General features: G+C 64.7%; 27 protein-coding genes. 12 read left to right on the forward strand and 15 right to left on the reverse strand.

What is annotated here, in order from left to right:
* Window positions 1-4: 4 nt before the first annotated feature.
* The 4 genes from dnaN to BG023_RS10565 form a co-directional block, all read right to left on the reverse strand.
* Window positions 5-1,132 carry a DNA polymerase III subunit beta gene (gene dnaN, locus BG023_RS10550; RefSeq protein ID WP_069310420.1) on the reverse strand — a complete coding sequence of 376 codons (1,128 nt, stop codon included), beginning with the start codon at window positions 1,130-1,132 and terminating at the stop codon, window positions 5-7.
* Between the two features lie 163 nt (window positions 1,133-1,295).
* A complete protein-coding gene (gene fabG, locus BG023_RS10555; protein WP_069310421.1) occupies window positions 1,296-2,060 on the reverse strand; it encodes a 3-oxoacyl-[acyl-carrier-protein] reductase in 765 nt (254 codons plus the stop codon).
* Window positions 2,060-2,998, reverse strand: coding sequence for an ACP S-malonyltransferase (gene fabD, locus BG023_RS10560; RefSeq protein WP_069311264.1), 939 nt, complete (start codon window positions 2,996-2,998; stop codon window positions 2,060-2,062). Before fabD ends, fabG begins: the two co-directional genes overlap by 1 nt.
* 37 nt (window positions 2,999-3,035) lie before the next feature.
* A complete protein-coding gene (locus BG023_RS10565) occupies window positions 3,036-3,866 on the reverse strand; it encodes an LD-carboxypeptidase (protein WP_069310422.1) in 831 nt (276 codons plus the stop codon).
* A 56-nt stretch (window positions 3,867-3,922) separates the two neighbouring features.
* Between BG023_RS10565 and BG023_RS10570 the strand changes: the two genes are divergently transcribed.
* Together BG023_RS10570 and BG023_RS10575 are read left to right on the forward strand one after the other, a co-directional pair.
* Window positions 3,923-5,350 carry a glutamate ligase domain-containing protein gene (locus BG023_RS10570; protein WP_069310423.1) on the forward strand — a complete coding sequence of 476 codons (1,428 nt, stop codon included), beginning with the start codon at window positions 3,923-3,925 and terminating at the stop codon, window positions 5,348-5,350.
* Window positions 5,351-5,402: 52 nt separating this feature from the next.
* A complete protein-coding gene (locus BG023_RS10575) occupies window positions 5,403-6,944 on the forward strand; it encodes a class I adenylate-forming enzyme family protein (RefSeq protein ID WP_069310424.1) in 1,542 nt (513 codons plus the stop codon).
* On the opposite strand, the gene BG023_RS10580 is transcribed toward BG023_RS10575, so the two are convergent.
* The gene (locus tag BG023_RS10580; RefSeq protein ID WP_083234655.1) at window positions 6,932-8,128 is read right to left on the reverse strand and encodes a DUF418 domain-containing protein; all 1,197 of its coding nucleotides are present in this window, start codon (window positions 8,126-8,128) and stop codon (window positions 6,932-6,934) included. The two genes, BG023_RS10575 and BG023_RS10580, sit on opposite strands and share 13 nt — an antisense overlap.
* Before the next feature lie 223 nt (window positions 8,129-8,351).
* On the opposite strand from BG023_RS10580, the gene BG023_RS10585 reads away from it, so the two are divergent.
* Window positions 8,352-9,398 (forward strand): phosphotransferase family protein, encoded by a 1,047-nt coding sequence (locus BG023_RS10585; protein ID WP_069310425.1) that lies wholly within the window; start codon window positions 8,352-8,354, stop codon window positions 9,396-9,398.
* A 4-nt stretch (window positions 9,399-9,402) separates the two neighbouring features.
* On the forward strand, window positions 9,403-10,476 hold the full coding sequence (locus BG023_RS10590; protein WP_069310426.1) for a hypothetical protein: 1,074 nt from the start codon (window positions 9,403-9,405) through the stop codon (window positions 10,474-10,476).
* Here BG023_RS10590 and BG023_RS10595 read toward each other — a convergent pair.
* Together BG023_RS10595 and BG023_RS10600 are read right to left on the reverse strand one after the other, a co-directional pair.
* Window positions 10,451-11,107 carry a glutathione S-transferase family protein gene (locus tag BG023_RS10595; RefSeq protein WP_069310427.1) on the reverse strand — a complete coding sequence of 219 codons (657 nt, stop codon included), beginning with the start codon at window positions 11,105-11,107 and terminating at the stop codon, window positions 10,451-10,453. The two genes, BG023_RS10590 and BG023_RS10595, sit on opposite strands and share 26 nt — an antisense overlap.
* Before the next feature lie 10 nt (window positions 11,108-11,117).
* Complete coding sequence (locus tag BG023_RS10600; protein WP_069310428.1) at window positions 11,118-12,065, reverse strand: DUF808 domain-containing protein; 948 nt, start codon at window positions 12,063-12,065, stop codon at window positions 11,118-11,120.
* A gap of 209 nt (window positions 12,066-12,274) precedes the next feature.
* On the opposite strand from BG023_RS10600, the gene rpsF reads away from it, so the two are divergent.
* From rpsF to BG023_RS10625, 5 genes are all read left to right on the forward strand, one after another.
* Window positions 12,275-12,640 (forward strand): 30S ribosomal protein S6, encoded by a 366-nt coding sequence (gene rpsF, locus BG023_RS10605; protein WP_069310429.1) that lies wholly within the window; start codon window positions 12,275-12,277, stop codon window positions 12,638-12,640.
* Window positions 12,640-12,864, forward strand: a complete 225-nt coding sequence (gene rpsR, locus BG023_RS10610; protein ID WP_017665523.1) for a 30S ribosomal protein S18 — start codon at window positions 12,640-12,642, stop codon at window positions 12,862-12,864. The genes rpsF and rpsR overlap by 1 nt, the downstream gene beginning before the upstream one ends.
* Window positions 12,865-12,878: 14 nt before the next feature.
* On the forward strand, window positions 12,879-13,484 hold the full coding sequence (gene rplI, locus BG023_RS10615; protein ID WP_069310430.1) for a 50S ribosomal protein L9: 606 nt from the start codon (window positions 12,879-12,881) through the stop codon (window positions 13,482-13,484).
* 136 nt (window positions 13,485-13,620) lie between these two features.
* Window positions 13,621-15,057 carry an AMP nucleosidase gene (locus BG023_RS10620; protein WP_069310431.1) on the forward strand — a complete coding sequence of 479 codons (1,437 nt, stop codon included), beginning with the start codon at window positions 13,621-13,623 and terminating at the stop codon, window positions 15,055-15,057.
* A complete protein-coding gene (locus BG023_RS10625) occupies window positions 15,054-15,812 on the forward strand; it encodes an SDR family NAD(P)-dependent oxidoreductase (RefSeq protein ID WP_069310432.1) in 759 nt (252 codons plus the stop codon). The genes BG023_RS10620 and BG023_RS10625 overlap by 4 nt, the downstream gene beginning before the upstream one ends.
* A gap of 106 nt (window positions 15,813-15,918) precedes the next feature.
* Here BG023_RS10625 and rimK read toward each other — a convergent pair whose 3' ends face one another.
* From rimK to BG023_RS10650, 5 genes are all read right to left on the reverse strand, one after another.
* A complete protein-coding gene (rimK, locus tag BG023_RS10630; RefSeq protein WP_069310433.1) occupies window positions 15,919-16,824 on the reverse strand; it encodes a 30S ribosomal protein S6--L-glutamate ligase in 906 nt (301 codons plus the stop codon).
* A 24-nt stretch (window positions 16,825-16,848) separates the two neighbouring features.
* A complete protein-coding gene (locus tag BG023_RS10635) occupies window positions 16,849-17,304 on the reverse strand; it encodes an ATP-dependent zinc protease family protein (RefSeq protein ID WP_069310434.1) in 456 nt (151 codons plus the stop codon).
* Window positions 17,301-18,326 carry a YncE family protein gene (locus BG023_RS10640; RefSeq protein WP_069310435.1) on the reverse strand — a complete coding sequence of 342 codons (1,026 nt, stop codon included), beginning with the start codon at window positions 18,324-18,326 and terminating at the stop codon, window positions 17,301-17,303. The genes BG023_RS10635 and BG023_RS10640 overlap by 4 nt, the downstream gene beginning before the upstream one ends.
* Entirely contained in the window at window positions 18,326-20,209 is a 1,884-nt protein-coding gene (locus tag BG023_RS10645) for a M2 family metallopeptidase (protein WP_233992988.1), read from the reverse strand. Before BG023_RS10645 ends, BG023_RS10640 begins: the two co-directional genes overlap by 1 nt.
* Before the next feature lie 66 nt (window positions 20,210-20,275).
* Window positions 20,276-21,037: an alpha/beta fold hydrolase gene (locus tag BG023_RS10650; protein ID WP_069310436.1), complete on the reverse strand. Its 762-nt coding sequence runs from the start codon at window positions 21,035-21,037 to the stop codon at window positions 20,276-20,278.
* A 78-nt stretch (window positions 21,038-21,115) separates the two neighbouring features.
* Between BG023_RS10650 and BG023_RS10655 the strand changes: the two genes are divergently transcribed.
* The 3 genes from BG023_RS10655 (at window position 21,116) to BG023_RS10665 (ending at window position 24,234) form a co-directional block, all read left to right on the forward strand.
* Window positions 21,116-21,559 (forward strand): MarR family winged helix-turn-helix transcriptional regulator, encoded by a 444-nt coding sequence (locus BG023_RS10655; protein ID WP_069310437.1) that lies wholly within the window; start codon window positions 21,116-21,118, stop codon window positions 21,557-21,559.
* Window positions 21,552-22,628, forward strand: a complete 1,077-nt coding sequence (locus BG023_RS10660; RefSeq protein WP_069310438.1) for an HlyD family secretion protein — start codon at window positions 21,552-21,554, stop codon at window positions 22,626-22,628. Before BG023_RS10655 ends, BG023_RS10660 begins: the two co-directional genes overlap by 8 nt.
* 118 nt (window positions 22,629-22,746) lie before the next feature.
* Window positions 22,747-24,234: a DHA2 family efflux MFS transporter permease subunit gene (locus tag BG023_RS10665; RefSeq protein ID WP_069310439.1), complete on the forward strand. Its 1,488-nt coding sequence runs from the start codon at window positions 22,747-22,749 to the stop codon at window positions 24,232-24,234.
* An 8-nt stretch (window positions 24,235-24,242) separates the two neighbouring features.
* On the opposite strand, the gene BG023_RS10670 is transcribed toward BG023_RS10665, so the two are convergent.
* Genes BG023_RS10670 through BG023_RS10680 form a run of 3 tightly spaced genes read right to left on the reverse strand, consistent with a single transcriptional unit; the run spans window position 24,243 to window position 26,063 of the window.
* Window positions 24,243-24,893 (reverse strand): 2-hydroxychromene-2-carboxylate isomerase, encoded by a 651-nt coding sequence (locus BG023_RS10670; protein ID WP_069310440.1) that lies wholly within the window; start codon window positions 24,891-24,893, stop codon window positions 24,243-24,245.
* Window positions 24,894-24,903: 10 nt separating this feature from the next.
* Complete coding sequence (locus tag BG023_RS10675) at window positions 24,904-25,476, reverse strand: hypothetical protein (RefSeq protein WP_069310441.1); 573 nt, start codon at window positions 25,474-25,476, stop codon at window positions 24,904-24,906.
* Window positions 25,473-26,063 carry a DUF2238 domain-containing protein gene (locus BG023_RS10680; RefSeq protein ID WP_190315758.1) on the reverse strand — a complete coding sequence of 197 codons (591 nt, stop codon included), beginning with the start codon at window positions 26,061-26,063 and terminating at the stop codon, window positions 25,473-25,475. Before BG023_RS10680 ends, BG023_RS10675 begins: the two co-directional genes overlap by 4 nt.
* Window positions 26,064-26,072: the final 9 nt, after the last annotated feature.

Raw genomic sequence — 26,072 nt, forward strand, 5'->3', positions numbered from 1 at the left:
CAGATCACACCCGCATCGGCATCAGCACGTAAAGCGCGCGGCTCTTTTCGTTCTCGCGGATCAGCGTCGGTGCGCCGGCATCGGCGAGGTGCAGTTCGACCGTGTCGGCATCGATCTGGCCGAGGATGTCCTTGAGGTAATTGGCGTTGAAGCCGATCTCCATGCTCTCCGCGCGGTAATCGGCTGCCAGTTCCTCGACTGCGGTGCCGTTGTCCGGCGAGGTCACCGAGAGCGTCACACGGTCATTGTCGAGCCCGATCTTGACCGCGCGGGTCTTCTCGGTGGCGATAGTCGCCACGCGGTCCACGCCCGAATGGAACAGCTTGGGATCGACCTTCAGCAGCTTGTCATTCGCGGTCGGAATGACGCGGCTGTAATCGGGGAAGGTGCCATCGATCAGCTTGCTGGTCAGCACCATGCCGCCCTCGCCGCCGAGCGTGAAGCGGATCTTGCTGGCCGAGAGGTCGATCAGGACGTTGCCGTCGAGCGCCTCTTCGAGCAGCTTGCGCAGCTCGCCCACAGCCTTCCTCGGCACGATCACATCGGGCATCCCGGCAGCGCCTTCCGGGCGCGCGATGGTGAAACGCGCAAGGCGGTGGCCGTCGGTCGCCGCAGCCTTGAGCAGCGGCTCGTCCTCGTCGGTCACGTGCAGGAAGATGCCGTTCAGATAGTACCGGGTTTCCTCGGTCGAGATCGCGAACCGGGTGCGGTCGATCAGCTCGGCCAGCAGGCGGGCGGGCAGTTCAAAGCTGGTCGGCAGATCGCCTTCGACGATCACCGGGAAATCGTCGCGCGGCAAGGTCGGGAGCTTGAAGTTCGAGCGGCCCGCCTTGACCTCCAGACGGTTGTCATTGGTGGTCAGGCTCACCTGGCTGCCTTCCGGCAGCTTGCGCGCGATATCGAACAGCAGGTGCGCCGAAACCGTGATCGCGCCCGGCTGATCGACCGAGGAAGCCGACATCGTCTCGACCACCTGGAGATCGAGGTCGGTCGCCATCACCCGGACGTTTCCGCCATCGCTGGCATCGATCAACACGTTAGACAGGATCGGAATGGTGTTGCGCCGCTCCACCACCGATTGCACGTGGGAGAGGCAGCGCAGCAGCGTCGCGCGTTCGATCGTGGCCTTCATCGCTTTCGCCTATCGTTCCTGTGGTTGGCGGTGAAGGGAGAGGAATCGCCTCCAAGCGCCGGAATCTATCGCAAAACCTTAGCGCAGGCGACGATACGGGCAAGTTGACGTTGTTGCGAGGGGCGACTCGGCTGGGGATAAGGGCCAAACTGGCCCGTCCCAATCACCCCAGCATCGCCATCCCGCCGTTCACGTGCAGGGTTTCACCCGTGACATAGGCCGCCTCGCGGCTGGCGAGGAAGGCCACCGCAGCGCCGATTTCCGCGCCCTCGCCCATGCGGCCCATCGGAATCCGCCCGTTGATCGCGGCCTGCTGCTTCTCATCGAGCGCGGCCGTCATGGCGGTGCGGATGAAGCCGGGGGCGACGCAGTTGGCGGTGATGCCGCGACTGGCGACTTCCTGCGCGAAGGCCTTGGTCATGCCGGTAAGGCCCGCCTTGGCGGCGCAGTAGTTCATCTGCCCGGGATTGCCGGTCGCGCCCACCACGCTGGTGATGTTGATGATCCGCCCGAAGCGCGCCTTCATCATCGGCTTGGCGGCCGCGCGCATCAGGCGGAAGCTGGCTTCAAGGTTGATGCGGATCACCTGATCCCACTCATCGTCCTTCATCCGCATGCCCAGATTATCGCGCGTGATGCCGGCGTTGTTGACGAGGATGTCCATCGTGCCGAGCGTGTCGATCATCGCCGGGATCAGCTCCTCGACCTGGGTCTGGTTGCCCAGATCACAGGTGATTTCGACATGGCCATCATGATCGTGGTGAGGATAGGCTTCGTTGAGCTCGTCGCGGAAGGCCCGCAGCTTGGCCGCGTTCGAACCCGACAGCGCCAGACGCGCGCCTTGCGATGCAAGCGCGTGGGCGATCGCCGATCCGATCCCGCCGCTTGCGCCGGTGACCAGCGCATTCATGCCCTTCAATGAAAACATCATGCGATCTCCTTCGCGAAGGCTTCGAGGTCGGCCATTGTCACCAGACTGGCGACCTGTGCGTCCTTGTCGATCCGTCCGACCATCGGGCCGAGCACCTTGCCGCCCAGCTCGACGAAGCTTTCGACCCCATCGGCGCGCATGGCAAGCACGCTTTCGCGCCAGCGCACGCGGCCCGTGACCTGTTCGACCAGCAGGGCGCGCTCTTCTTCCGGATCATCGACCCGCGCGGCGGTGACATTGGCGTAGATCGGCAGAGTGAAAGCGGCAGGCGGGGTTTCGCCCAGCGCCTCGGCCATCCGCGCGGCGGCAGGTGCCATCAGCGAGGAATGGAACGGCGCCGAAACGTTGAGGATCATGCCGCGCTTGATCCCGAAGTCCTTCACCAGCCCGACAGCGCGCTCGATCGCGGCGGTATGGCCCGAGATCACGACCTGCGAGGGATCATTGTCATTGGCGACTTCGCACACTTGTCCTTGCGCGGCGGCTTCGGCGAGCGCCTTGGCCTGATCGATGTCGGCACCGAGGAGCACCGCCATCGTGCCCTCGCCCAGCGGCACCGCCGCCTGCATCGCCTGCCCGCGCAGCTTGAGCAGCCGCGCCGTATCGGCCAGCCCGAAGGCCCCGACTGCACACAGCGCCGCATATTCACCGAGCGAGTGGCCGGCAACGCAGCCACCCTTTTCGGCGAGCTTCACGCCGAAATCCTGCTCCAGCACCCGCAGCGTGGCGATGGCGTTGGCCATGATCGCCGGTTGGGCATTTTCGGTCAGGGTCAGTTGGTCGTCCGGCCCGTCGCGCATCAGCGCCGAAAGCTTCTGCTTGAGCGCCTCGTCAACCTCGCCGAACACTTCGCGCGCTGCCACGCTTGCTTCGGCAAGTTCGCTGCCCATGCCGACCTTCTGGCTACCCTGCCCCGGAAAAATGAATGCGCGCATCATAGACCCCGTTATGCCGTGATTTTGGCGCGCGCCGTTACGTCTGCGCGGGCGGACTGGCAAGGCCGAAGGGCACAACCCTGTTGGCAGAATTGTGCCCGATCAGCGCGCGGCCAAGGTAGGGGATGCCTGCACGCGCACACCAGAACTGCGCGATTTCTTCCTCGCTCTGGCCGAATTCGACGTAGTTTTCCGGCACATCCGTGATCGCGCCGAGCCGCAGGCCCGCAAGCCGCGGAAGCGTCGCGGCAAGGTGGAAGAACAGCCGGTCGACCGAATACAAATGTTCGGCCACTTCCTCGACCATCAGCACATGGCCAGTCAGATCGGGCATCATCGGCGTGCCTGACATCATCGCCAGCGTGATGAGGTTGAAGGCCGCCGCCGGGGTGGTGCCGTCGACGCTCGGCTCGACCCCGCTGGTGTCGCCCGAAAGCCAGTTCAGCACCCGCCGGATCGCCTCGCGGCCGCCTTCCGAACGCGCACTGACCGGCATCGAGCCGTGAACGCTCTGCCCGATGCCTGCGCGATACAGCGCCCCCAGCAGATAGCCGGCATCGGAAAAGCCGACATAGGTCTTGGCCCGCGCGGCGCGGTTCATCTGCGCGACGGCCGCCTCGGCGATGCGGTTGGAGCCGTACCCGCCCTTGGCGAACCAGACGACATCGAACGCCGGATCATTGGAGCATTCGAGCAAGGCCGTCAGCCGCCGCAGGTCATCGCCCGCGAAATGGCCTGACCGTTCGAAGCACTGTTCGTGGAACGTCACACGGTGCGCCGGGTACTCGGCCGCGACCAGTTCCTCGAGCGCAGCCGCCTGCTCGCGGGTGATCGGCGTGGCCGGTGCACAGATGGCGATATTCGTCATGGCGCGCAGCCTATGGCGCTTGTCAGGGGTGGCGCAAGTCCATAACCACGCCGCCTATGGATAACGGGACCACAGCCGGGACGCTTTCGGGGCGCCCGCTTTTCTTTTGCGGCATTGGCGGATCAGGGATGCTGCCGCTCGCGCAGATCACGCATGGCTTTGGCCTGGCAGTCGCCGGTTCGGATCGCAGCAATGATGCGGGCCGCACACCCGAGAAATTCGCCTGGCTCGCCGCCAACGGCTTTGCGCTGTTCCCGCAGGACGGCAGCGGGATCACGTCGAGCGATCAGGTGCTGGTGGCCTCGGCCGCAATCGAGGACAGCGTGCCCGAAGTGGCCCGCGCCCGCGAACTCGGATGCCAGCGGTTGAGCCGTGCGGAATTGCTCTCGACCCTGTTCAATGATGCAGCCACGTCGGTCGCCGTCGCGGGGACTTCCGGCAAATCGACCGTGACCGGCATGATCGCATGGATCCTGCACGAAGCGGGGCGCGACCCGACGGTGATGAACGGCGCGGTGATGAAGAACTTCATCGGGCCGGACAATCCTTTCGCCAGCGGGCGCGTCGGCCAGCCCGGCCTGTTCGTCAGCGAAGCCGACGAGAGCGATGGTTCGATTGCGCTCTATCGCCCGACCATCGGCGTGCTGCTCAATGTCAGCCTCGACCACAAGAGCCTCGAGGAGCTGCGGGTGCTGTTCGGTGACTATCTGGCAGCCTCGGGCACGGCAGTGGTCAATTGCGACAGCGCCGAAGCGCGGCTGCTGGTATCGCGCGCCAGCAAGGTGGTGACTTTCGGGCTCGACAGCGCCGATGCCGATCTGACGATCGATCCGGCCTCGCTGGAACTGCTCGCGCTGGGCAGCAGCGCCGTGGTGATCGACAAGCGCAATGGTGAGACCTTCGCGCTCGATCTGCCGATGCCGGGGAGGCACAACCTCTCGAACGCGCTGGCCGCCATCGCTGCGGCGAGCGCTGCCGGGATCGCGGTCGGCGATGCTGTGCGGGCGCTGGCCAGTTTTGCCGGTCTGGCGCGGCGGTTCGATGTGATCGGCACGAGCCCGCAAGGCATCACCGTGATTGACGACTTTGGCCACAATCCGGAGAAATGCGCCGCGACCCTGCGGACGCTCAAAGCCACACCGGGGCGCGTGATCGCGTTCTTCCAGCCCCACGGCTATGGCCCGCTGCGGCAGATGGGCCACGAGCTGGCGCAAACCTTTGCCCGCGAACTGGGGCCGGACGATCTAACGATTATGTGCGATCCGGTCTATTTCGGCGGCACCGTCGACCGCAGCGAAGGCAGCGAGCGGATTGTCGATCTGATCGCCGCCGAGGGTGGCAACGCCGAATACATCGCCGCGCGTGAGGATTGCGGGGAGCGCATCACCGGTCTGGCCCGCCCGGGTGACCGGATCGTGGTGATGGGTGCGCGTGACGATACGCTGACTGACTTTGCGCGCGCGATCCTCAAGCGGCTTGGCTGACCCACAAAATCGCTGATGGATGAAGGGGCGACGTGCGGCTAGCCTCTGCGCCATGCACCCCCGCGATTTCTCGCTCGATACGCTGCTGGCGAATTGCGCCGCACGCTACGCCCACCGCCTTGCCACGGTCGATGGCGCCCAGCGCCTGACCTGGGCCGAGCTTGATGCAAGGGTGACCAATCTGGCGCGCTGGATGCTGGCGCGCGGGATTGCGCCGGGTGACCGGATCGCGCTGCTGCTGACCGACGGCGCGCCGTTCGTTACCACACTGCTGGCTTCGGCACGGATCGGGGCGATTGCGGTGTTGCTCAACTGGCGGCTTGCCCCGGCTGAGCTCGCGTGGATCATCGGCAACGCCGAGGTTGCGATGACCTTCGTCAACCCGCGCTTTGCCCACCTCATCGCCGAGGCCGAGGCCGGCGAAGTGATCACGGTGGATGAAGGTCACGCCCACGATGGCGCCTTCGAATGCGCAGCAACGGCTACCCACGGCCCGGTGAGCCACGTCTACGACCTCGGCCTCGACCTTGCCCCTGATCGCCCCGTCTACATGATGTACACCAGCGGCACGACCGGACGGCCCAAGGGCTGCCTGCAGGCCGGAAGCGCGGTCGCGGCCAGCGCGCTCGGTTTTGCCCAGCACCGCGGGTTCCGCCACGACGAGGTGCTGCTCTCGGTCAACCCGCTGTTCCATGTCGTGGGGATGCAGCAGGTCGCCGCCATGCTCGCTTGCGGAGGCACCAGCGTGTTCGCCGGCCGCGACGACGATAACGCCGCGATCCTCGATCTGCTGCACTGCGAAGGCTGCACCACCACCAGCGCCTTCCCGACCATCTCGTTCCCGTGGCAGGCAATGAACCCGATCCGCAACGGCGTGATGCCGCTCACCAATTACACCGGCGGCGCAGGGATGGGCCGTCCGCAGATGTACGAATTCATCGAGAAGGAATGGGATGCGCGCGTTGTCGGCGGCTACGGCCAGACCGAGATCTGCGGTTTTGCGACCTTCATGGACTATGCCGACATGCTCGAAGCCCCGCGCTCGATCGGCTGGACGCTCCCCCATGTGACCATGACGGTGCTCGATCCCGAGGGCAACCACCTGCCCCCCGGCGAGGAAGGCGAGCTGTGCCTGCGTGGCCCTTCGGTGATGCTCGGCTACTGGCGCAATGCGGAAGCAAGCGAGGCCGCGCTCGGCCACGGCTGGCTGCGCACCGGCGATTTGGGCACGATGGACGAACGCGGGCGCGGCTACTTGCTCGGCCGCGCCAAGGAGTTGATCAAGACCGGCGGTGAAAACGTCTATCCGGCGGAAGTCGACGCGGTCTTCGCCGCCATGCCCGAAGTGGCGGACGCAGGCTGCTGCGGCGTGCCCGACAAGCAGTGGGGCGAGGCGGTGAAAGCCTTCGTGGTGCTCAAGCCCGGCATGAGCCTCACCCGCGAGGAAATCACCGCGCGCTTCAAGGGCCAGATCGCAGGCTACAAGCGCCCGCGCTATATCGAGTTCGTCGACCAACTCCCACGCGATCCGATCGGCAAGCTCCTGCGGAGGGAACTCTCGGCAAGGCCGGTCACGCCCGATCAGGCGGCCTGAGGCTTCGCCAGTCCGGCATAGGTCGCCCGTCGCCACAAAGCCTCCATCGGGCCCTGTTCGTGGCGATCCAGCCACCAGCGGGAGAACACCATCTGGGCTGCGAAGATCATCACGGCGATGGCGTAGAACTGGAGCGGCGTAAACCGGCCAGCAAGGCCAAACCCGATGCCATAGAAGAACACCAGACCGATCAGCGAATGGGTGAGATAATTGGTCAGCGCCATGCGCCCCACCGGCGCAAGGTGGCGCAGCACACCTTTCGCCTGCGGCCATGCCAGAGCAAATCCGGCGGCATAGGCCAGCGCCAGCGGCACCGTGCCGATCAGCGAGGGCAGGCTGTCCTGCCCGCTATGCCCGATCAGCGCATAGGCAAGGCTGCCCGGCACGCCGACCACCAGCCCGCCCGCCAGTACGCGCTGCAAGAGCGCGCGGTTTTCCAGTAGAGTGCCCGTCACCAACCTGCGCCCGACCACCAGCCCGATCATCATGATCCCCAGTACCTTGGGGATGCGCCAGGTCTCGAGCTTCAGCGCCCAGGCATAGATCCATCCCGTGCCCTGCCAGGCCGCCCAGCCGCGAAAGTCGTCGCGCTGGAACCATTCCAGCACCTTGTCGGTCGCGGGATCGATGCCCATGCCCCGCACAATCGCATCGGCAATGCCGTAGAGATAGCGGTGGGGCGCAAAGCCCAGCGCGTGGAACAGCCAGACGCCGATGATCGGCACCACGAAGATCAACAGCCCCGCGGCGATCAGCAAGCGGCGCTCGCTCCACCCGTAGAACAGCGGCAAGAGCATGCCGAGCAAGGCATAGAGCGTCAGGATATCGCCGTCCCAGATCAGCAGCGAATGGGTCAATCCGATGCCCAAAAGCACCAACACGCGGCGGCGATAGATCCGCATCCCGTCGGCTCCGCGCGCCTGCAACCGCCCGATCTGGAGCGCAAACCCCGCGCCGAACAGCAACGAGAAGATGGTGTAGAACTTCCCGTCGATCAGCAGGTGATTGAACCGGTATTGCCAGACCACCCCGTCCACCCCGGCAAGGGCTTGCTGCTGCGCGGCCGGCATAAACGACCAGCCCGACCAGTAGAGAATATTGGCCATCAGAATGCCGAACAGGGCGAGCCCCCGGAGGGCATCGAGCGTGTCGATGCGATCCCTGCCTTGCGTCGCCGCCACCATTGTCGATCCCCCCGGGCGGTCTGCCCGCACAGGGTGTAACAGCTTGCCCGCGCAATCCCAAATCGGTGCGCCGCCCGCCGCTATCCCTTCTTGGTCTCGATCGCCTTGCGCCCCGTCTCTTCGCGTTCCAGCGCCCGCTGGTAGACCGGTCACGCCCGATCAGGCGGCGTGAGGCCTTGCGCCGCGCACCAGCCCTGCCCTATCGTCGCATCGGGAGAGTGGGATGAGCGCATTTCCGGCGCATCCGGATGACATCACCGATGATTGGTGGAACGCGGTGCTCGGCCGTGTTCCTGATCGCTGGCGCTGGGAGCCGATCGGCACCGGCCAGGTCGGCGATTCTGTGCGCTTCACGCTCGATTTCGCGGACGAACAGGGCGTCACACTGGCGGGCAAGTTTGCGGCGGCCGATCCCACCAGCAGGGCGACTGCCGCGATGCTCGGCCTCTATGCCAAAGAGGTGCGCTTCTACCGCGACCTTGCTCCGCAATTGCCGATCCGGACACCCCGCACCCTCGCCGCCCAAATGGCCGAGGACGGCACAAGCTTCGTGCTGTTGTTCGAGGACCTCGGCCCCGCGCGCGGCGGCAACCAGCTGGCTGGCTGCACTATCGACGATGCCCGGGAAGTGGTGCGGCAAGCCGCGGCGCTCCACGCACCAAGCTGGAATAACCCGGCGATCCTCGATCTCGACTGGTTACAGCCGGATCCGGCCGCCGCCGCGCAGGTGAAGGCGCTTTACCCCCGCGCGCAGGCGGTTTTCCGCGAAAGATATTGCGACGCGCTTGAACCCGAATTCATGGCGCTGTGCGAAGCGCTGGCTGAATACACCGCCGTCACGGATCGCACACATGAGAAAACCAGCCTCGTCCACGGCGATTTCCGGCTCGACAATGTGCTGTTCGATATCAAGGGCGGCGCGGAGCCGGTGGCAGTGCTCGATTGGCAGACGCTCACCATCGGCAACGGCCTTACAGACATCGGCTATTTCCTCGGCTGCGGCATCGGCGATGCGCTGCGACGCGCGCATGAACGCGAGCTGCTGGAACTCTACTGCGCCGAGATGACCGCGCGCGGCGTGCCGCTTACCCTCGATGCAATCTGGCGCGACTATGTGGTGGGCGCACTCCACGGCGTATCAACGGCGGTGTTCAGCAGCGCCTTCGTGGTGCAGACCCCTCGCGGCGATGCCAACTTCCTGTCGATGGCGCGCGGTGCCTGCGCGCTGTGCCACCAGCACGCCAGTCTCGATCTCCTCAAGAAAGGATAGGCCGATGGCTTTGAGCCGGGGGGACGATTACCCGATCCACCAAACGCCCGATCCGGTCGCTTTTTCCGGCACGGATCGCAATTTCTATGACCGCTATTTCTTCAATGGTTATGCGCCCGACGGGAGCGGGTTCTTCGCCGCCGCTTTCGGCGTCTACCCGCATCTCGATGTCGCGGACGCGCATTTCTGCATCGTCAGGGACGGGGTGCAGCATTGCCTCCATGCCAGCCGAAGGCTCGGAATGGAGCGGATGGATATCTCCTGCGGGCCGATCCGCATCGAAGTGGTGGAGCCGCTCCAGTCGCTCCGTGTGATCGTCGATGGCGAAGGGATCGCCGCCGACATCACCTTCACGGGCCGCGCCTTTCCGATCAATGAGCCGCGCTTCACATGGCGCATCGGCCCGCGCACGGTGATGGATTACACACGCCTCACCCAGAACGGCCATTATCAGGGCTGGATCGCGGTCGACGGGGTGCGCGAGACGCTGGCGGCGGGCAGCGTGGGTACGCGCGACCGCAGCTGGGGCGTGCGCCCGATCGGTGCGGCTGATCCGCAATTCGCCGGACGCGCGGTGCCGCAGTTCTTCTGGCAGTGGACCCCGATCAACATGCCGCGACGCAGCCTGTTCTTCCACCTCAACGCCCACGCTGACGGCACGGCATGGAACACCCGCGCCGTGATCGCTCCTGATGGTGCCGGGGCTGATGGTTTTACCGAACACCATGAACCCCGCATGACGACCCGCCTGGAAGACGGTACGCGCTGGCCTGCCGCAAGCGAGCTTGCCATCGGTGCGGAGACGTTCCGGATCGAGCCTGTCAGCCGCTTCCAGATGCGCGGGCTCGGCTACACCTCGCCCAAGTGGGGGCATGGTCTCGACCATGGCGCGCTGGAGGTCGAGCGCGAGGATATCGATCTGGCCGGCATTGATCCGGCGCGGCCTGACAATCTCCACGTGCAAATGCTTGCCCGCGTGACGGGGCCGGATGGCGAGGTGGGGCTCGGGGTGTTCGAGCAGCTGGTGATCGGCGACTATGCGCCGCTCGGGCTCAAGGGGCTGGCTGGACGGGACTGAGCGCCTTCCGGCCAGCTTCTTCGCGTTCAAGCGCGCGGATATAGGCGGGGCGCGCAGTCAGACGGGCGCGATATTCCTTGAGGCTTTCGGGCACGCCCTCGTCCAATCCCACGCTCTCCGCCAAGATCAGCGCATAGCCGACGCAAATGTCGGCGACCGTGAAGCGGTCGGCGCAGAGGAATTCGCGGCCTTGAAGGCGCTCCTCGACCTTGATCAGCCGCTTGTGGAACCACTTGGCATAGGCGTAGCCCGCCTCTTGCAGTCCCTTGTCCTTCTCGAACAGGCAGAAGCGCATGTAGACCGTCTGCGGGAAGGTGATCGTCGCATCGGCGTGGTAGGTGTAATCGAGGTATTCGCCGTAATCGCGCTCCCCCGGCGCGATGGCGAGAGGCGTGTAGCCGCCGCGGGTCGCGAGATAATGCGCGATGGCGCAGCTCTCGGTCATCTTTGTATCGCCATCAACCAGCATCGGCACCGTGCCGAGCGGGTTCACTGCCATATACTCGGGCGCTAGGTAGCGCGGCGGGAACGGCAAGATTCTGAGGTCGATATCGACCCCCGCTTCCTCGGCGGCCCAGGTTGCGCGAAGCCCGCGCGAACGCGCGCAGGTGTAAAGGACAGGAACAGTCATGGGCTGGGGCTTAGTGCCCCTCGCCCGCGCCCACACCCAGCACTTTGTGCAGGACGAAAGCGATGATGCTGCCGAGAATCAGGCCGACCACCGCCGAAAGCGCGGTCGCCGTCAGCCAGCCCAGCACGCCGCCGGCCGAACCCGCCATCTCGTGCACCACATGCTCGGCGGCATGGATCGGCCCATAGAGTCCGTCCCATCCGAGCTTGTGCAGGCTGTCGACGATGATGTGCCCGCCGACCCAAAGCATCGCCACGGTGCCAACAATCGAGAGCGTGGTCAGCAGCTTGGGCACGAAGCGCAGCAGGAAACGCCCGAAGGCCTGCGCGCCCTTGCTTGCTTTCTCGGTCAGGTGGAGGCCGATATCGTCGAGCTTCACGATCAGGCCCACAGCGCCATAGACCGCAACGGTCACGGCAACAGCGACCAGCGCCAGCACCGCGCCGCGCATGACCAGGCTTTCGTCGGCGACCTCGGCCAGCGCGATCGCCATGATCTCCGCCGAGAGGATGAAATCGGTACGGATCGCCCCGCCCACCCGCTCGTTCTCGAAAGCGACCGGATCGGTGATTTCGTCTTCAAGCGTCGCGCCATGCTTGGCCGCGCCCAGCTTCTCCATCACCTTCTCGGCGCCCTCGTAGGCAAGGAAGGAGCCCCCGAGCAGCAGCAACCAGACAATCGCCGCCGGCAGGAATTCGGACAGCAAAAGCGCTGCCGGGAGCAGGAAGATGAGCTTGTTCTTGAGGCTGCCCTTGGTGATCTTCCAGATGATCGGCAATTCGCGCGCCGGGGAAAGGCCGGTGACATAGCTCGGCGTCACGGCCGCATCGTCGATGACCACGCCCGCGGTCTTGGTTCCCGCACGCCCTGCGGCGACCGCCACATCGTCGACCGAGGCCGAAGCCGCCTTGGCAATTACCGAAATGTCATCAAGCAGCGCGACAAGTCCTGAAGGCACGGCGAAACCCCTGTTGCGAATCGTTCAACCCAAACCCCTCGCCTGCCCGTCCGGTTCCCTGCCGACAAGACTTGCAATTCATCGCCAAAGCTGTAAGGGGCCGCGCTTCGCATGGGAACCGCCCGGCGATGTATCGAAGAAAGCCGGAGGGGCCCCGCACAACCGGTGCGGATCAGCCAGCGATCGGCAGGGAAGTGAAAGGACGCAGGATGGCGCTCTACGAGCACGTCTTTCTTGCGCGTCAGGATCTGAGCCAGGCTCAGGTTGACGCGCTGGCAGCGCAAGCTACCGAAATCGTCGAGGCCGGCAACGGCAAGGTCACCAAGACCGAAACCTGGGGCCTCAAGTCGCTCGCCTACAAGATCGAGCGTAACCGCAAGGCGCACTTCGTGCTGCTCAACATCGATGCCCCCGGCTCGGTTGTTGCCGAGCTCGAGCGTCAGACCCGTATCAACGAAGACGTCATTCGCTACATGACCATCCGCGTGGAAGAGCACGAGGAAGGCCCGTCGGTGATGATGCGCAAGAACGAACGCGAACGTAAGCGTCGCGAAACCCGTGAGGAGCGCGACTGATGGCCCGCCCGTTTTTCCGCCGCCGCAAGTCCTGCCCGTTCGCGGCCAAGGACGCCCCGAAGATCGATTACAAGGACGTGCGCCTGCTGCAGGGCTTCATGTCCGAGCGTGGCAAGATCGTGCCTTCGCGCATCACCGCCGTTTCGGCGAAGAAGCAGCGTGAACTGGCCCAGGCGATCAAGCGCGCGCGCCAGATCGGTCTGCTGCCCTTCATCGTGAAGTAAGAGGAGAAGGACACATGGATATCATTCTCCTTGAGCGCATCGAAAAGCTCGGCTCGATCGGTGACGTTGTCACCGTGAAGGACGGCTATGCGCGCAACTTCCTGCTGCCGCAGAAGAAGGCTCTCCGCGCCAACGAAGCCAACAAGAAGGTCTTCGAAGCCAACCGCGACCGTCTGGTGGCCGAAAATGCCGCACGTCGTTCCGATGCTGAAGCACAGGGTGCGAAGGTTGCCGGTGCCGAAGTGGTGCTGATCCGCGCTGCCTCGAACGCCGGCCAGCTCTATGGTTCGGTGAGCGTGCGTGACATCGTCGCCGGTCTGGCCGAACAGGGCCACTCGGTCGACAAGCGCATGGTCATCCTCGGCGCGCCGATCAAGACCATCGGCATGCATGACGTGACCGTTGCCCTGCACCCCGAAGTGCGCGTGACCGTGAAGGCCAACGTTGCCCGTTCGGACGACGAAGCCAAGCTGCAGAGCGAAGGCGTCGACGTGCTTGCGGCGATGTTCGAAGACGAACAGCGCGCGATCGAGGAACAGGCCGATGCGACCCGCATCGACACCAGCCTCGAGCCGGGTGAAATCCCCGCCGAACTGCTCGAAGGCGGCGAGGACGCGTAAGCTTCCCGGCCCTTTCAGGCGCAAGACATCAGGGCGCGAAGATCACCATGATCTTCGCGCCCTTCTTGTAAACAGCGTCCGCACGCGCAAAAGTGCTGACACACAACGATAACAACAAAGGAGCAGAACAACTGCCATGATCGACATTCCGAGCATCCTCGAACAGCTGCAGCACCATTATGACGCAGCCGTTCGCACCTTGCGCGACGACGTCATCGCCTTCGGGCGCGACGGCACCCTACCGCCGCAGAGCCGGCGCGAGGACGGCAGCTACGCCTATCCGCAGATCACCATCCGCTATGCCGGCGTTGGCGCTCCGCGCGACCGCAGCCGCGCCTTTGGCCGGCTCGAGATGCCCGGCACCTATTCGACCACGGTCACACGGCCCGATCTGTTCACCAAGTACCTCACCGAACAGCTCCAGCTGATCGCAACCGAATACGAGGTGGACATCACTGTCGAGCGTTCGCGCCAGGAAATCCCCTTCCCCTATGTGCTTGATGGCGAGGCCGGCGCCGCAATGGTCGGCACTGCGCCGCAGGACATCGCGACGCATTTTCCCTCGACCGATCTGGCATTGATCGGCGACGAGCTGGCCGACGGGATCGAGTTCGACGGGCTTGCGGACATGCCGCTGTCGCTGTTCGATGGCCTGCGTACGGACTACTCGCTCGCGCGGCTCAAGCATTACACCGGCAGCGAAGTCAGCGACTTTCAGGACTTCATCCTGTTCACCAACTATCACCGCTATGTCGATGAATTCGTGAACTGGGGTGCCACCCAGATCGGGAAGGACGGCTATGTCGCACTGACCGGCGCGGCCGGGCTCGATATCCGCACGGCGACCACCAACGCGCAGAGCCAGCTCAACGATACCGCATGGCGCAAGCACCAGATGCCCGCCTACCACCTGATCCGCGAGGACGGGCGCGGGATCACCCTCGTCAACATCGGCGTCGGCCCATCCAACGCCAAGACGATCTGCGATCACCTCGCGGTGTTGCGTCCGCACGCGTGGCTGATGATCGGCCACTGCGGCGGCCTGCGTTCGACCCAGAAGATCGGCGACTTCGTGCTGGCTCACGCCTATCTGCGCGATGATCACGTGCTCGACGTGGTGCTGCCGCCCGAAGTGCCGATTCCGCCGATTGCCGAAGTGCAGCAGGCGATGGCCTATGCGGCGGAAAAGGTCGCGGGCGTACAGGGCGCGAACCTCAAGCAGCGGATGCGCACCGGCACGGTTGTGACCACCGATGATCGCAACTGGGAGCTGCGCTATTCCTCCTCGGCCAAGCGCTTCTCGCAAAGCCGCGCGATTGCGATCGACATGGAAAGCGCGACCATCGCCACGCAGGGCTACCGCTTCCGGGTGCCCTACGGCACGCTGCTGTGCGTCTCCGACAAGCCGCTCCACGGCGAGATCAAGCTGCCGGGGCAGGCCAACAAGTTCTACGAGGAAGCCATCGCGGCGCACTTGCAGATGGGCATCGTCGCCTGCGCGATGCTCCGCGACGAGGGCGACCGGTTGCATAGCCGCAAGCTGCGCGCATTCAACGAGCCGCCGTTCCGGTGAGCCTGTCGCGCTCGATCGCGGGCCGGGTCGCCATCGTCACCGGGGCGGCTAGCGGCATGGGCCGTGCGACGGCCCGGCTGTTCGCGGCCGAGGGCGCGCATGTGGCCGTGATCGATCTTGATCTTGCGGCCTGCGAGGCCGTCGCGGCCGAATGCGGAGCGGGCGCGCGGGCCTATGCGCTTGACGTTGCCGATGCGGAAGCGATCACCCGCACGGTGGCGCAGATCGCCGCCGATTTCGGGCGGATCGACATTCTGGTGAACAATGCCGGCGTTTCGAGCTTCTGTGCGCTCGATGATCCGGCCTATGAGGACGTGTGGCACCGCGCCCTTGCGGTGATGCTGACCGCGCATCAGCGCATGGTGCGCGCCGCCTTGCCGTTCCTGCGGCAGAGCGATGCGGCGCGGATCGTCAACATCGCCTCTACGGAAGGGCTCGGCGCGACCCCGGGCGATACGCCCTATGTCGCGGCCAAGACCGGCGTGATCGGGCTGACCCGCGGGCTGGCAGTCGATCTCGGGCCCGAGGGGATCACTGTGAACTGCATCTGTCCCGGGCCGATCCGCACCGCGATGACCGATGCCGTGGCCGAGGAGCACAAGGTGATCTTCGCCAAGCGGCGCACGGCCCTGCGTCGTTACGGCGAGCCGGAGGAGGTGGCGCACATCACCTTGTCGCTGGTGCTCCCCGCGGCAAGCTACATCACCGGGGTCGCGATCCCGGTCGATGGCGGGCTGATGGCGCGGAACGCCTGACCGACGTTCCCAGACCCCTGCTAGACCCCCTCTAGACCCCCCTTAGACCCCTGTTAGGCCCGATTTGCGGGGATGTTCCACGTGGAACATGCGGCACGAGTGGCGACTAGCCCCGGCCCTTGGTCTTGGTCGTCGCGCTCTTGGCGTTGGCCGCGATGAAGTCGATGATTTGCCCGGCGATGTCCTTGCCCGTCGCGCTCTCGATCCCTTCGAGGCCGGGGGAGGAATTGACCTCCATGATCACAGGGCCGTGATTGCTGCGCAACATATCCACGCCGCACACATTCAGCCCCATGCGCTTGGCCGCCCGCACCGCGGTGGAGCGTTCTTCGGGGGTAATCTTGATCACCTTGGCACTGCCGCCGCGATGGAGGTTTGAGCGGAATTCATCAGGCGCGCCAGTGCGTTGCATCGCCGCTACCACCTTGCCACCGACCACCAGCGCGCGGATATCGGTGCCGCCCGCTTCCTTAATGAACTCCTGCACGAGGATGTTGACGTTGGCCCCGCGGAACGCCTCGATCACCGATTTGGCGCTCGACATCGTCTCGGCCAGCACCACGCCGATGCCCTGTGTGCCCTCGATCAGCTTGATCACCACCGGGGGCCCCTTCACCGCCTTGATAATCTCTTCGGCGGCCTTGGGATCATTGGCATAGGCGGTGAGCGGCAAGCCGAGGCCGTGCTTGGCGAGGATCTGCAAGCTCCGCAGCTTGTCGCGGCTGCGACCGATCGCCACGCTCTCGTTCAGCGACCAGATACCGCGCATCTCGAATTGCCTAAGGATCGCAAGGCCATAGTTGGTGATCGAGGCGCCGATACGCGGGATCACCGCATCATAGGCGGCAACAGGCGCGCCGTTGTAGAACACCTGCGGGCGGTGGCTGGCAATGTGCACGGTGCAGCGCAGGGTGTTGAGGATATCGAGGGTGTGACCCCGCGCCTCGGCAGCCTCTTTCAGCCGCCGGTGCGAATAGAGACCCGGGTTGCGCGCCAGCATGGCGATTTTCATGAACGACCTTTCAAAGCCGGTGTCCTACCGGCGGCTGCGCCCCATATCCGGATTTCCCGGCGATTGCAGCCACGAATGACCGCTATCAACGACGAAGCGGCGCCTGAGCGCGGTGCGACCGATCAGCATCGGAAATTGCATCTGGGAACGATTCGCCAGCGTGATCTCCACCCTGAACGTGAATCTGCCGATATTGAGTGGCGTCTTGATGACAAACCGCTCCTGCCGCTCGCCCATCGAGCTGGTGACGCCGCGGATATCTACGTGCACGGCCTCGCAGACATGCTGATCCCCGCTCCAGTTCACAGCGAACCGCACGTACCGCTGGCCCTCGCGGCGAAACTCGTCGAGCACCTCGGCATGGAGCGAGGATGTGCGCGCGCCGGTATCGATCTTGGCCGGAATCTGCGCGAGGCCCAATTCGGGCAGGCTCACGCGTTCGCGCCAGCCAATCAGCGCAAGGGGCCGCGCAGTGCTCAAGGCAGGATCGCCATCCCGTCCCCGCCCTCGCCCGCATTGAACCGGCGCAGCACCACACCGCTGGCGAAATCGACTTCCGCGACGGTATCGCTGGCTGTCTCGGCGACATAGATGCGGTTGCCGTCCTTCGACCAGAGGATCGTGACCTGAAAGCGCGCCTGAGCCTCGACGGGGCTTGAGACGGGAATCGTGCGAATGACCTTCGCAGTCTGCGTATCGATCACACTCAGTGCGCCGTCCTGAAGGTCGGAAGTGATGGCGACATCACCCTGCGGCCACACCGCAATCCGCAAGGGGAAGCGACCTGTGGCGACGGTCTGACGCACCTCCAGCGTCATCGGATCGAGCGCGAAAGCCTGATTGGACCCGCGCGCCGAAACCCAAAGCGTCGTGCCGTCGGGCGACAGCGAAATGCCTTCGGGCTCTTCGCCGACCGCGACCGACACCGGCGCATACCTGCCAAGAAGATCGATCTTGGTCACCGTCCGGTCGCCGAGGTCGGTCGTCCAGGCAGTCTTGGTGTCGGGTGCGACGACCAGCATATGGCTGCCGCGCTTGCCGGTCTTGAATTCCAGCAGCGACAGCTCCTCCCTGATCGTCTCCGGGTAGAGCCTGAGCGGATCGCGCACCCAGAAGATCGACTGGCGCCCTTCGGCGGTCACATAGAGATCGATCGCAGTCAGCCACACAATGCCATGCGGCCGGGCGTTTTCGCCCAGTTCAATGCTGCGAATTTTGGTGAGCGTGTCAGTCGTAAAAATGTCCACGCTCGTCCCGCCATAGCAGGCGAGCGCGACGTGTTTGCCATCGGGCGAGGTTGCCAGTTCGTGGGGGTTGACGCAGCTCGGCACGCGCAGCACTTCATCGCCAGTCGTCAGATCGACTTTGGACAGCGTGTTGCCCCGCTTGCCAGCAACGAACAGCGCAGCGGGCGCATTGTCCGTCTCCGTTGCAAGCGCAGGCGTCCCGCTGGCGACCAGTGCCAGCGCCGCCACTGCCGCGATCACCCCCCTGGTCTGCATTACCAGCCCGCCTTCTCGCCCTTGTTCTGCTTGTCGAGCCACTTCTTGAGCGGAGCAAAATACTCGGCCATCGCCTTGCCGCTCATCTGCCGTTCGCCCGTGAAAGCCTCGAGCGCATCGGGCCAGGGCTTGGAAGCGCCCATTTCCAGCATCGCGTTCAGTTTCGCACCGACATCCTTGTTGCCGTAGAACGAGCAGCGGTGAAGCGGACCCTTCCAGCCTGCCGTATCGCAAGCGGCCTTGTAGAACTGGAACTGGAGCAGCCGCGCCAGGAAGTAGCGGGTGTAGGAAACGTTGCCGGGGATATGATACTTGGCCCCTGCATCGAAGCCGTCAGCCGGGCGTTCGACCGGCGGGACCACCCCCTGATACTCGCGGCGCAGATCGTTCCAGCCGATGTTGGTTTGCGCCTCGGGGATCGAGCCATCGAACAGACCCCAGCGATAGCGGTCAAGCAACAGGCCGAACGGCAGGAACGCGACCTTGTCCATCGCCTGCCGCAGCAGCAGGCCGATATCCTTGTCGGCGCTGGGAACGTCCTTGGGATCAAGCATGTCGATCTGGACGAGATATTCGGGCGTGATCGACAGTGCGATCATATCGCCAATCGCTTCGTGGAAGCCGTCATTGGCACCGTTCAAGTGCAGGAAGTCCTGCTTGTTATAGGCCCGCTGGTAGTAGTTATGGCCGAGCTCGTGGTGGATGGTGGTAAAGTCATCCGCGTTCGGCTTGATGCACATCTTGATGCGCAGATCATCGACATTGTCGATATTCCAGGCCGAAGCGTGGCACACCACTTCGCGGTCAGCCGGCTTGGTGAACTGGCTGCGTTCCCAGAAGGTTGCCGGCAGCGGCGCGAATCCCAGCGACGAAAAGAACTGCTCGCCAACCTTGGTCATGCCGATGGCGTTGAGGTTCTTCTTGGCAATCAGGTCGGTCAGGTCATAGCCGATATCACCCGCACCTGCAGGAGCCACCAGCGGATAGATGTTACCCCATTCCTGTGCCCACATATTGCCGAGCAGATCGGCACGGATCGGACCGGTGCGCGGCTGCACCGCATCACCATACTTCTCGTTGAGCTTGCGCCGCACATAGGTGTGGAGCGCAATGTAAAGCGGCTTCACTTCCTGCCACATGCGCTCGGTCTCGGCGGCGAACTGGTCGGGACTCATGTCGTAGCCCGAGCGCCACATCGCGCCGAGATCGGCAAAGCCCAGCTCCTTGGCACCCTGATTGGCGATGCCGGTCATGCGGGTGTAATCGGCGCGCATCGGGCCGCCGACGTTGTCGTGCCAGCTCGCCCACATCTCCTTCAGTTCGTCGGGCGTGCGCTCGAGATTGCCCATCTCGGCTTCGATGTCCGATCCATTGATCGGTTGCCCGTTCAAGGTGCCCTTGCCGCGCCCGTAGGCCGAGCCGAGCCGGGTGGCGATATCGTTCATTTCCTCGGCGGCGCCGGGCGTGGCGGGCGCAGGCATTCCGATGCTGTTACGCAGCATATCAAGCTTGCGTGCGGTCTCCGGATCAAGACCTGACACCCGGGCATAACGGGCCGCCTCGTTGGCGTAGCCGACCTGCTTGACCGTCAGATCAGCGCCATACTTGGCTGCCATCGCATCGGTATCGTAGGTGATGTGCGTCGCATTGATCCACGAGATGTGGGCGTATTCCACCGAGAAGCTGCCGAGATCCGCCTCAACCGCAGCAAGGAAGTCTTTCGCCCCCTGCGGCGTCAGCGGGAACTGCGGTGCAGCCGGTTCAGCCGCAGGCGCAGCAGGCGCGGCTGCATCCTGAGCGGCAAGCGGCGCAGCAACAGCGATGGCAATCGCGGCGGCAGCGCCCATGAGAGTCGGGCGCAGCAGGGATGCGGAAAGCGTCATTATGGCAAATCCTGTCATTCGGGACGGTAGCAATGCCCGCCCGTTTGGACTGCGCCGCAACGGGAATCAAGCTGCGAGAAAGCTGACGATTCCCTCGCCCAGTTCGGGCTTGGTGGCGCTGTCGAGGTGGCCGCCGGGGATCGCCTCATATCGTGCATCAGGCAGCAGAGCAGCCAGATCCTGCGCCGAGCCATTGTCCTGATCCTTGTCACCGCAGATCACTAGCGTCGGCATGGTGACATTGGCCAGCATCGCCAGATCGAGATCCTCGAAGGCATTGAGCAGCAGCCTCGCCGCGACCCGATCAACGCCCTGCGATTTCAGGAACTGGCGCGACAGCCACGCCGGGTCATCACGGGTAATGGTCTCGAACTCGTCGATCACACGTGTGAAGAACCCGGCACGCCGCTTCCAATCGGCAAGGCCCGACACACCCATGCCAGCCAGCACGAGCCGGCGCGGCGCAAACACGCCGCTTGCACAGCCATGCACCGAGGTGCGCGCACCCAGCGAGAACCCGGCGAGATCATATTCCTCCTCGCCCAAGCCCAGATGGTCGATCAGCGCCGCGACATCGCGCACCAGCACGCCCGGCGGGTAAGCCTCCGCCGTCTGCGGTGCAGCGCTGTCCCCATGCACCCGGAAATCGAGCATCACCGCGCGAAAACCCGTCTCTGCAAGGCGCGCCGCATGACCCCACTTGATCCAGTTCATCTGTGCCGACGAAAACAGGCCGTGGAGCAGGATCACCGCCCGGCCCGTGCCAGTGGTGTGAAACGCCAGACGGGTGCCGTCAAAGCTGTCGAAGTATTCGGTCGAAAGCATCATGGCCGGATTGCTAGCCCGCTTTGCGACGACGGGCCAGAGAGCTTGAGTATAATAAGTGTGCTTATTATATGTAGGCACATGATCATTGATACCGGATACCGACTCGCCGACAATTCGCGTCAGCTTCGCCGCCTGTTCGACGAGCGCGTGCGAGGACTGGGGCTCACCGGACCGCAAGCGCGCCTGTTACTCTCGCTCGAGCGCAATCCAAATGAGAACCAAGCCTTCTATGCCGAGCGGTTGGAAATCGAACCAATCACCCTCACCCGCATTGTCGATCGGCTTGAAGACGCCGGCTGGATCGAGCGCCAGAGCGATCCGAACGACCGCCGCGCCCGCATCCTCCATCTGACCGACAAGAGCCGCGGCATTGTCACGCGCTTGCGTGCGAGCGTCGAAACCCTGTTCGAAGATATGCTGGCCGGATTTGACGGCGAGGAACGCGCTGTCTTCGCCAGCCTGCTCGAACGGATCAACACCAATCTGCTTGCCGCACGCCAGCTGGAGATTGTCCATGGCTGAGGCAGATCCGTCGCTCGCCGCCGCTACGGGCGTCGCGCCCTCCCCGGCATCGCCTGCGCGCAAGCCGTGGGGCCGATGGGCCGTGATGCTGGTCGTACCGCTCGCACTGATCGCAGGCGCGGCGCTCTACTGGATGAGCCTGCAGGGGCAGGTTTCGACCGACAATGCTTATCTCAAGCAGGATATGGTCGCCGTCAGCGCCGAAGTGGGCGGCCCGATCGTCGAAGTGCTCGTTGCCGACGGGTCGCAGGTCAAGGCGGGTGATTTACTGTTCCGGATCGATCCCGAGCCGTTCCGCCTCCAGATCGCAGACGCCAATGCCGCAATTGCCGGAGCTCAGGCCAATGTCATCGCGCTCTCGAACGCGAGCGAGCTGACCGGCACCGATATCGAAGCCGCCCGCGCTGATGTCGCCTTTGCCCAGTCGCGCTTCGACCGGGTCAAGGCGCTGCGCGACAAAGGCTTTTCGACCAAGGCCGATTACGAGGCCGCCGAACAGGCGGTGGTGCAGGCACGAGAGGCGGTGCGGCAGGCCCAAGATCGCCAGCGTGAGGCGCGTGCCCGGCTCGCGAGCGGCCCAGCCGTTCCCGGGGTCAACCCGCAGGTTGCTGCCGCCCAGGCGCGCCGTGCCAATGCCGAACTTGCCCTGCGCCGGACCGAGGTGCGTGCGCCCGTTGCCGGCCGCATCGCTCAGGCTGATCGCCTTCAGATCGGCCAGCAGGTCGTCCCAAATCTTCCGGTCCTGACACTGGTGCGCGACGGCACAGCCTATGTCGAAGCCAATTTCAAGGAGACCGACCTCGATGACATGGCGGTGGGCCAGCGAGCCGAGATCCGCTTCGATGCCTATCCCGACCTCGTGCTCAAGGGGCATGTCGCCTCGATAGGAGCGGGAACAGGCGCGGAATTCTCGGTGCTTCCGGCGCAGAACGCGACCGGCAACTGGGTCAAGGTCACGCAGCGGGTGCCGGTGCGGATCGCGATCGACGGCGATAGTCCACGGCGGTTGATTGCGGGACTTTCGAGCGAAGTTACCGTGTTCACAGCCGACCAGAAGCGGCAAAACTGACGTGTCTGGCCGGGTCGAGGCCACCCCTAGCCCAGCCCAAGGCGCCCCAAGCGGCCCGCAAACCGGGGCAAGCGGGGGTCTGGACGCGCCTGAACTGACCACGCGCAACTATCCGCTGATGATCATCGGAGTGATGGCGGCATCGCTGCTCCAGATCCTCGACACCACCATCGCCAACGTCGCGCTGCCGCATATGCAGAGCTCGCTCGGCGCGACGGTCGATACCGTCACGTGGGTGCTGACCAGCTACATCATCGCCTCGGCGGTGGCACTGCCGACCACCGGGTGGCTCGCCGACCGGATCGGGGCGCGGCGGCTGTTCATCGGATCGGTCGCGGGGTTCATCCTTTCCTCGATGCTGTGCGGCATCGCGCAGAACCTAGAGGAAATGGTGATATTCCGTGCGCTGCAGGGCGTGGCGGGGGCCTTCATCGCGCCGCTCACCCAGTCCTTCATGCTCGATACCACCCGCCCGAGCCGCCACCCGCAGATCATGGCAATCTGGGGCATGGGGATCATGATCGGCCCGATCCTCGGACCCATTCTCGGCGGCTGGTTGACCGAAACCGCGAACTGGCGCTGGGTGTTCTTCGTCAATCTGCCGGTTGGCCTTGCCTCGCTGGCGATCCTCATCGCCTACCTGCCCAAGCGCCCACAGCGCCCGCGCCGCTTCGATCTTACCGGCTTCGTGCTGCTGGCCATGGCGCTTGCATCCTTCCAGCTGATGCTTGACCGCGGCGGCCATGTCGACTGGCTGGCCTCGCGCGAGATCTGGATTTACCTCCTTGTCGCCTTGTCGGCGGGATGGATGGTCACTGTGCATTTCGCCACCACCCCCGCCCCTCTGTTCGAGCGCGCGCTCTTCGCCGACCGCAACTTCACGCTTGCGCTGGGCTTCATGATCGTGATCGGGATCGTGATGTTCGCGGTCATGGCGCTGCTGCCGCCGATGCTGCAGAATCTGTTCGGCTATGGCGTGATCGACACCGGGATCGTGCTGATGCCGCGCGGTGTGGGCATTCTGATCTCGATGCAGGTCTCCGGTCTGATGATGCGGCGCGGGATTGATGCGCGCCTGGTGGTGGCGAGCGGGTTCGTGATTTGCGCCTTCTCGCTGTGGCAGATGGCCCATTGGTCGCTGGCGGTGGACGAGTTCCATGTTATCGCCAGCGGCCTGCTCCAGGGGCTTGGCATGGGACTGGTTTTCATCCCCTTGCAAGTGAGCGCCTTTGCGACGCTCGACGCGCGGATGCGGACCGACGGATCGAGCCTGCTCAACCTGTTTCGCTCGTTGGGCGCATCGACCGGGATTGCCTGGATGACCGTACTGCTCGCGCGCAATATCCAGACCGCGCATCAGGAGCTGGGCGGCCATGTCACCGCAGCAACCGGCAATCTGGTCGATTTTTCGACCATCGACCGGTTTCAGGCGGTCGGCGATGCGGCGATCAGCCTGATCGATGCCGAAGTGAACCGGCAGGCGGCGATGATCGCCTATATCGACGATTTCTGGCTGATGATGTGGATCACGCTGGCCGCCGCCCCGCTCGCGTTCCTGATGCGCAAGAACGCAAGGCCCGGAGGCCCGGTGGCTCTGTCGGAATAGCGCGGCAACTACCGCCGCGTCAGGCCTGCCTGCTCCATGCGCCATTGCGCCATGGCGATGCGATCCTGCCCGAAGAACGGCTCTCCACCGAACACCAGTGTCGGCACGCCCCAATGACCCGCCGCCTCCAGCGCCGCCTGATTGGCCGCAATCTCTGCATCGAGCGCCGCTGCATCCGCCTCGGCCTCGGCATCGAGCGCGGCGAGATCGAGCCCCGCACGCTGCGCTGCACCGGCTAGGTGATCGCCCTCGTGCCAGTTATCGACCGCACCCGACCAGATTACCCGCGCAACTTCGTCGGCGAAGGCCAGACCCTTGCCGTGCCGCTCGGCCGCCTGCCCCAACCGGCACAGACGATGGATATAGGGCTGTTCCGCAGCGATCTCGCGCGTCGCAAGGTTCTGCACCACCGGATCGGGACGCGGCCAGCGATAGGGGATGCCGAGCATCTGCGCGCTGCGGGCCGCATCGATGAAAATGTAGCGCCCGACATTGGGATTGCCGGTGAACAGGATACCCGGATCGCGGATCGCGATCGGCAGCACGGTGCGCAAGGCGATGTTGAGGTCATATTCCTCGGCCATCGCGCGGTAGCGGCCGACCGCGAGGTAGGAATAGGGCGAGCGGAAGCTGAAGAACAGATCGGCCGTCAGGGTCATCGCCGGGTTCCTATCGGAAGAAGCACTGGGTCCCTGCATAGAGCATCTCGACCTTCTCGGCAGTGATAAAGCCACCGATCTTGTCGCCGAGCGCGAATTCCTCGCCCAGAGTGCTGTCCGCAACCGGTGAAAAGCCCGGTGCGCTTTCAGCCAAGGCGCGCGCGGTGCCGACCTGAACCTTGCCCGCCAGCTGGACAACCCCGCTCGGCGGCGTGTCGCCATCTTGTGCGAGGTGCCAGTTCCAGCCGACCAAGCGGCCTTCTTGGAAATGCGCGGTCAGTCCGCCGGGAAAATCGGTGAAGGTGATCGGCCCTGCGCCGCATTCGGGGTTCTCGCCGCTACGCAAGGCCGCGCCCAGTGCCTTGGTGACAGCAGCCTCGACTTCCTTCTGCCCGGCAGCAAAGAAGAACGCCTCCGCCCCGGCAGCCAGCCCGTCGCCCCGCAGTTCAACCGCGTTGGCCGCCAGCCGCACCTGCGCGCTTTCACCCTGCAACCGCTCCGCCGGGCTCGGCACACCGCCACTATCGCAGCCAGTCAGAACAAGCGCGCCAGCCAGCGCGAGGAGAGGCCACCCGTTCTTCATGTCTGCGTCCCTTTCCACCAGGCGGCCCCGCGCACAAGCGGCGCCACCAGCAATGCACCCAGACCGGCTAGCGCCATATCTTTCTGTGCGTCAAACATATCACCCTGTTCGCCGTTGTAAGCCCCCGCATCCTCGGGAGCGAGTGCGAGGGTAAGCGACCATTCGAAGATCTCGTAGAGTCCGCCGACCGCCAGCACGAACATCAGCGCGACTACCAGCGCCATGCGCGCCGACTGGTTCGCGTATCGCACCCCCAACTCGACCATCGGCGGCATCGCGAGGCAGCCAAACAGGAAGTGCACCAACCGGTCGAACATGTTGCGCTCGAAGCCGAGGGCCGCGCCGTTTCCGGCCGGCAGCCATGCCTCATAGGGCACAAAGCTGTAAGACCAGCGCGCAGCAAACAGATGCAGCAGCACAAAGGCGGTCATGCACGCCGCCGACAGATTGCTGATCGGCGTACGGCGCAAGGCCGGCCATGCAAGCGGCAGCAGCAGCGCCACCGGCCCCACTTGAAGCCATGTGTTGCCCGGATAAAGCGCCCCCCACGCACTCAGCGGAATGCCAAATGCCACCACCGCCAGCATCCAGCCTTG

The sequence above is a fragment of the Porphyrobacter sp. LM 6 genome (assembly GCF_001720465.1).
Lineage (GTDB): Bacteria > Pseudomonadota > Alphaproteobacteria > Sphingomonadales > Sphingomonadaceae > Erythrobacter.

What these genes read in the sequence shown, in the direction of transcription:
- dnaN (WP_069310420.1), bottom strand. Translation starts at nt 1,132, where the DNA reads ATGAAGGCCACGATCGAACGCGCGACGCTGCTGCGCTGCCTCTCCCAC.
- BG023_RS10665 (WP_069310439.1), top strand. Translation starts at nt 22,747, where the DNA reads ATGATCATCGGAGTGATGGCGGCATCGCTGCTCCAGATCCTCGACACC.
- BG023_RS10650 (WP_069310436.1), bottom strand. Translation starts at nt 21,037, where the DNA reads ATGATGCTTTCGACCGAATACTTCGACAGCTTTGACGGCACCCGTCTG.
- fabG (WP_069310421.1), bottom strand. Translation starts at nt 2,060, where the DNA reads ATGTTTTCATTGAAGGGCATGAATGCGCTGGTCACCGGCGCAAGCGGC.
- rpsR (WP_017665523.1), top strand. Translation starts at nt 12,640, where the DNA reads ATGGCCCGCCCGTTTTTCCGCCGCCGCAAGTCCTGCCCGTTCGCGGCC.
- BG023_RS10595 (WP_069310427.1), bottom strand. Translation starts at nt 11,107, where the DNA reads ATGACTGTTCCTGTCCTTTACACCTGCGCGCGTTCGCGCGGGCTTCGC.
- rplI (WP_069310430.1), top strand. Translation starts at nt 12,879, where the DNA reads ATGGATATCATTCTCCTTGAGCGCATCGAAAAGCTCGGCTCGATCGGT.
- BG023_RS10640 (WP_069310435.1), bottom strand. Translation starts at nt 18,326, where the DNA reads ATGCAGACCAGGGGGGTGATCGCGGCAGTGGCGGCGCTGGCACTGGTC.
- BG023_RS10570 (WP_069310423.1), top strand. Translation starts at nt 3,923, where the DNA reads ATGGATAACGGGACCACAGCCGGGACGCTTTCGGGGCGCCCGCTTTTC.
- BG023_RS10645 (WP_233992988.1), bottom strand. Translation starts at nt 20,209, where the DNA reads ATGACGCTTTCCGCATCCCTGCTGCGCCCGACTCTCATGGGCGCTGCC.
- BG023_RS10585 (WP_069310425.1), top strand. Translation starts at nt 8,352, where the DNA reads ATGAGCGCATTTCCGGCGCATCCGGATGACATCACCGATGATTGGTGG.
- BG023_RS10655 (WP_069310437.1), top strand. Translation starts at nt 21,116, where the DNA reads ATGATCATTGATACCGGATACCGACTCGCCGACAATTCGCGTCAGCTT.
- BG023_RS10575 (WP_069310424.1), top strand. Translation starts at nt 5,403, where the DNA reads ATGCACCCCCGCGATTTCTCGCTCGATACGCTGCTGGCGAATTGCGCC.
- BG023_RS10620 (WP_069310431.1), top strand. Translation starts at nt 13,621, where the DNA reads ATGATCGACATTCCGAGCATCCTCGAACAGCTGCAGCACCATTATGAC.
- BG023_RS10680 (WP_190315758.1), bottom strand. Translation starts at nt 26,063, where the DNA reads ATGCTGGCGGTGGTGGCATTTGGCATTCCGCTGAGTGCGTGGGGGGCG.
- fabD (WP_069311264.1), bottom strand. Translation starts at nt 2,998, where the DNA reads ATGCGCGCATTCATTTTTCCGGGGCAGGGTAGCCAGAAGGTCGGCATG.
- rimK (WP_069310433.1), bottom strand. Translation starts at nt 16,824, where the DNA reads ATGAAAATCGCCATGCTGGCGCGCAACCCGGGTCTCTATTCGCACCGG.
- BG023_RS10590 (WP_069310426.1), top strand. Translation starts at nt 9,403, where the DNA reads ATGGCTTTGAGCCGGGGGGACGATTACCCGATCCACCAAACGCCCGAT.
- rpsF (WP_069310429.1), top strand. Translation starts at nt 12,275, where the DNA reads ATGGCGCTCTACGAGCACGTCTTTCTTGCGCGTCAGGATCTGAGCCAG.
- BG023_RS10580 (WP_083234655.1), bottom strand. Translation starts at nt 8,128, where the DNA reads ATGGTGGCGGCGACGCAAGGCAGGGATCGCATCGACACGCTCGATGCC.
- BG023_RS10660 (WP_069310438.1), top strand. Translation starts at nt 21,552, where the DNA reads ATGGCTGAGGCAGATCCGTCGCTCGCCGCCGCTACGGGCGTCGCGCCC.
- BG023_RS10675 (WP_069310441.1), bottom strand. Translation starts at nt 25,476, where the DNA reads ATGAAGAACGGGTGGCCTCTCCTCGCGCTGGCTGGCGCGCTTGTTCTG.
- BG023_RS10565 (WP_069310422.1), bottom strand. Translation starts at nt 3,866, where the DNA reads ATGACGAATATCGCCATCTGTGCACCGGCCACGCCGATCACCCGCGAG.
- BG023_RS10670 (WP_069310440.1), bottom strand. Translation starts at nt 24,893, where the DNA reads ATGACCCTGACGGCCGATCTGTTCTTCAGCTTCCGCTCGCCCTATTCC.